Source organism: Agathobaculum sp. (genome assembly GCF_022775115.1).
Lineage (GTDB): Bacteria > Bacillota > Clostridia > Oscillospirales > Butyricicoccaceae > Agathobaculum.
Genome location: NZ_JALFLA010000081.1, coordinates 1 through 4,111 on the forward strand (window position 1 = coordinate 1; position 4,111 = coordinate 4,111).

General features: G+C 58.5%; 4 protein-coding genes and 1 pseudogene. All 5 read right to left on the minus strand.

Features of this window, described 5'->3' with window-relative positions; genetic code table 11:
• Window positions 1–237: pseudogene (locus tag MR935_RS09725) on the minus strand (transglutaminase domain-containing protein); the annotation flags it as partial.
• Window positions 238–318: 81 nt separating this feature from the next.
• Entirely contained in the window at window positions 319–1,470 is a 1,152-nt protein-coding gene (locus MR935_RS09730) for a sodium ion-translocating decarboxylase subunit beta (protein ID WP_290573067.1), read from the minus strand.
• Window positions 1,471–1,488: 18 nt separating this feature from the next.
• Window positions 1,489–1,872 (minus strand): biotin/lipoyl-containing protein, encoded by a 384-nt coding sequence (locus MR935_RS09735; protein ID WP_290573068.1) that lies wholly within the window; start codon window positions 1,870–1,872, stop codon window positions 1,489–1,491.
• 15 nt (window positions 1,873–1,887) lie between these two features.
• Window positions 1,888–2,214, minus strand: coding sequence for an OadG family transporter subunit (locus tag MR935_RS09740; protein ID WP_290573069.1), 327 nt, complete (start codon window positions 2,212–2,214; stop codon window positions 1,888–1,890).
• Window positions 2,215–2,216: 2 nt separating this feature from the next.
• Window positions 2,217–3,584, minus strand: coding sequence for a pyruvate carboxylase subunit B (locus MR935_RS09745; protein WP_442863036.1), 1,368 nt, complete (start codon window positions 3,582–3,584; stop codon window positions 2,217–2,219).
• Window positions 3,585–4,111 lie beyond the last annotated feature (527 nt).

Here is a 4,111-nt window from a genome sequence, read left to right on the forward strand (position 1 = left end):
GAGATACTCGGGACAGAACTCTACCCGCAAGGCGTCCGGATGGACCCGACACGAAAAGTTGGTGATGTAGAAAATCTCCGGACAATCCAGGCGCAGATAAAACAGCACCTCACTTAGCTGTTCCATCTCCAGCCGAGGTACCGGGAAGGCTGGGCTCAGACTTTCTATCCCCCGTTTGATTGCATGGTAGGCCTCCTGCATGGGCTTACTTAATCGCTGATAGTAGTAGGGCTCCATAGCATCTCCTTTTCAAACTACAAGCGCAAAAATCCGCGGCGCAATTCTGCGCCGCGGATTTTACCGCTGATCCAATTGAGATTAGCCGCCAAACACCTTGATCATGAAGCCGGCAGCCACAGCGGAGCCGATAACACCGGCCACGTTGGGGCCCATGGCGTGCATGAGCAGGAAGTTGGAGGGGTTCTCCTTCTGGCCCACGGTCTGAGAGACACGGGCGGCCATGGGAACAGCAGACACACCGGCGGAGCCGATGAGGGGGTTGACCTTACCCTTGGTCAGGATGTACATCAGATCGCCCAGCAGCACACCGCCAGCGGTGGACAGCAGGAAGGCCAGCAGGCCCAGCACGATGATGGACACGGTCTGGAAGGTCAGGAACTTGTCATACACAGCCTTGCAGCCCACGGACAGGCCCAGAGGAATGGTGACAATGTTCATCAGGGCGTTCTGAGCGGTGTCAGACAGACGCTCACACACGCCACACTCACGGAACAGGTTGCCCAGCATCAGCATACCGATGAGCGGTGCGGTGTCCGGGATCAGCAGAATGACAAAGGTCGCTACCGCAATCGGGAAGACGATTTTTTCTGCCTTGGAGACCGGACGGAGCTGCTCCATCTTGATCTGCCGCTCCTTCTCGGTCGTAAGCAGGCGCATGATGGGCGGCTGGATCATCGGGATGAGCGCCATGTAGGAATACGCCGCGATGGCGATCGCCGGCAGGTAATCCTTAGCCAGACGCGAGGCGACAAGGATGGCCGTCGGGCCGTCCGCACCGCCGATGATGCCAATAGCAGCGGCCACCGCGCTCGGAAAGCCCAGCGCCAGCGCCAACAGAAAGGCTGAAAAGATGCCCAGCTGCGCTGCTGCACCCAGCAGCAGCGAGGACGGGCGCGCGATCAGCGGACCAAAATCAGTCATTGCGCCGATGCCGAGAAAGATGATCGACGGGTAGATGGCATGTTCTACGCCCTGATAGAACACCCACAGCATACCCGGACTTGCGCCGTTCATCGGCTCGTTGAGCAGCCCGGTGAGCGGCATGTTGGACAGCAAAATGCCAAAGGCGATCGGCACCAGCAGCAGCGGCTCAAACTTTTTGGCAATGCCCAAGTACAGCAGCACAAACGCGATCAGGAGCATGATAAGCTGCCGGGGATCGCGCGCCAGCGCGGCAAAGCCCGAACCGGAGAGTATCTCCTGCAGGGCGGTGAAGAACGAAAATTGCATGATTTCGCGCCTCCCCCGTTACAGCGCACACAGCGCGGTGCCGGTCTCGACCGTCGCGCCCTTCTGCACGCTGACCGAGGAGACCGTGCCGTCGTGCGGCGCGCAGATCTCGTTTTCCATCTTCATGGCCTCCAGAATGAACAGTACATCGCCGCCCTTGACCGCCTGACCGGCAGCGCAGCGCACATCCAGAATCGTACCGGGCATGGGCGCGACAACAACCTCACCACTCGCTGCCGGGGCGGAAGCCGGCGCAGGAGCAGGAGCAGCCGGTGCGGGTGCGGGAGGCGCGGCGACCGGAGCGGGCGTCGCCGGGGCGCTGCCCACGCAGAGCGCACTGGCCGAGCCTTTTTCCACCTCTACCTCATACTGCTTGCCGTTGAGTGTAACCATGTATTTCATCGTTCTGTTTCCCCCTTACTTTGCCTTGATCGATTTAAATACGAGCTGGTCAAGCGGTATGCCTGTCTCATGGCTGACGATCGCCATCACACAGGCGGCCTGCGTATCATCAATGCCGACCAGCTCCACCCACCGCACGGGCGGCGCGGCGGGCACAGGTGCGGCGGGTACGGGCGCAGCCTGTGCAGCGGGTGCGGGCACGGGCTTTGCCGCCAGCCCTCCGACCACGCGCGACACCACCAGAATGATACCCCACAGGGCAGCCAACATTAAAAAGACGATCACAAAACCGGACAGCGCCACCATCAGCGCGTCAATCGTACTGAGCGGACCTTGTATCATGTTCAGCCGACCTCCTTAAACAAATAGCTTGCGGTGAAGGTTTTTGCCCGACGCTCGAAGAATTGCTCGGCCTGCTGCGGGAAGGCGATATAGGACAGGACATCCTCCTCGCTGGTGGCACGGTCGCCCAGCGCCGCCTTGGCCGCTTCATACTCGGGCGCAAGCGTGTCCGCAAAGCGGCCGCTCATCGGCTGTTCATCGCCCAGCACCTTACGCGCCAGCGCGGGGTCGATCTCGCCCGGTGCTTTGCCGTATTCGCCCCTGATATAGCTCTTGATCTCCTTGCCGATATTCTTATACCGCTCACCGAGCAGCACATTAACGGTTGCCTGCACGCCGACCATCTGGGACAGCGGCGTAACAAGAGGCGGATAGCCGAGATCAGCGCGCACGCGTGGGGTCTCCGCCAGCACAGCGTCTAGCTTGTCGATTGCGTTCTGTGCCTTGAGCTGCGCAACCAGATTGGACAGCATACCGCCCGGAATCTGGTAGGTCAGCGCGTCGGTTTTGGTAGAGAGCACATACGGGTCGAACGTGCCGCTGGCCGAAAAGCGCTCCTTGACCGGCAGGAAATAGTCATTGACCCGCTTGAGCGCCGCCGGGTCAACACCGCAGTCATAGCCCATCTGCGTCAGCGCATAGACGAGCGACTCGGTCGCAGGCTGGCTGGTCCCGCCCGACATGCACGAGGTCGCGCAGTCGATACCGGCTGCACCCGCCTCGGCGGCTTTCAGATAGGTCATATAACCAAGGCCGGTCGTCGCATGGGTATGGACATAGATCGGCAGGTCAATGTTTTTGCGCAGCGCGGTGACCAAATCATAGCACTCCTGCGGCGACATGATGCCCGCCATATCCTTAATACACAGGCTTTGGCAACCCATGGTCTCGATCTGCTTGCCGAGCGCGACAAACATATCCAGATTGTGGATCGGACTCAGTGTATAGCAGATGCAGCCCTGTGCGTGCCCGCCCGCCTTCAAGCATTCGTCCACCGCGGTCTCGATATTGCGCAGATCGTTGAGTGCGTCAAAGATGCGGATGATATCCATGCCGTTCTCCACACATTTGCGCACAAAGCGGCGCACGGTGTCATCAGAATAGTGGTGATAACCCAACAGGTTCTGGCCGCGCAGCAGCATTTGCAGTTTGGTGTTCTTCATGTGGGCCTTGATTTTGCGCAGACGCTCCCACGGGTCTTCGTGCAGATAGCGCAGGCAGCTGTCAAAAGTCGCGCCGCCCCAGCATTCGATGGAATGATAGCCTGCCTTGTCCATCTCATCCAGCACGCCTTCAAAGTCCCCGAACGGCATTCGGGTCGCAATCAACGACTGCTGCGCGTCTCGCAGCACGGTTTCAGTGATGTGCATTTGTTTCACGAATACGCCCCTCCTTTGGCCGCGAAGCAGAGCCGAACGGACGCTGTGCCCTGTGCTCTGTCTCACTTATTTTTATCATACCATTTTCCACGCGGCCGCGCAATCTTTTTTGCAGGTCAATCGATTGTTTTTGAAGTTTTATGTATTTTTAGCGCGATGCTCCATTGACATTTTTTTGCGTTTGCGGTATCATAATTAATAATCGTGCGCTCCTTCCTTCTGTCGGAAGCGCATCCCCCTCCCCCCACGCCCATGCTGCCCGGCAGCATACCGCGCTTGCTTTTGAAAAAGTGAGAGACGGGCGACTCACAGCCTGCCGAGCCGGAAAACTGAATTATTCTTGTACATGCCCCTGTAGCTCAGTTGGATAGAGCGGTCGCCTCCTAAGGTTACGTTATAACGCTCACCTTGGAAAAACCTTCGTTGGGAGCTGAGTCCGATCATTACGGAGGCTGACAAAAAAATGAAATACGTCCCAATAGCTCAGTTGGATAGAGCACACGCCTCCTAAGAATATG

Coding starts and splice junctions, on each gene's coding strand:
- MR935_RS09740 (WP_290573069.1), bottom strand. CDS start 2,214: ATGATACAAGGTCCGCTCAGTACGATTGACGCGCTGATGGTGGCGCTG.
- MR935_RS09730 (WP_290573067.1), bottom strand. CDS start 1,470: ATGCAATTTTCGTTCTTCACCGCCCTGCAGGAGATACTCTCCGGTTCG.
- MR935_RS09735 (WP_290573068.1), bottom strand. CDS start 1,872: ATGAAATACATGGTTACACTCAACGGCAAGCAGTATGAGGTAGAGGTG.
- MR935_RS09745 (WP_442863036.1), bottom strand. CDS start 3,584: ATGCACATCACTGAAACCGTGCTGCGAGACGCGCAGCAGTCGTTGATT.